Below are 255 nucleotides of genomic sequence, written 5' to 3'. Positions count from 1 at the left end.
TCGTTTGATGTCCTTTCCTCCGGGTACTTAGATGTTTCAGTTCCCCGGGTTCGCTTCTAACCCCTATGTATTCAGAATTAGATACCTTATTACGATAACTAGAAACATGAACTGTTCTTGCTTGCGCTCCAACAATTCAAATTTTCTAGCTATCTAAGGTGGGTTGCCCCATTCGGAAATCGTCGGATCAAAGGGTATTCGCACCTCCCCGACGCTTATCGCAGCGTATCACGTCCTTCATCGCCTGTGCATGCC

Annotated in this window: 1 rRNA gene; it reads right to left on the bottom strand. The window is 46.7% G+C overall.

The annotated features are described in order from the left end of the window. A 23S ribosomal RNA gene (locus tag ACOZHT_RS24480) occupies positions 1-255 on the bottom strand; the annotation flags it as partial.

This window comes from Ochrobactrum sp. EDr1-4, assembly GCF_049199085.1.
GTDB lineage: Bacteria > Pseudomonadota > Alphaproteobacteria > Rhizobiales > Rhizobiaceae > Brucella.
This window is presented reverse-complemented; position numbering and strand designations above follow the sequence as displayed.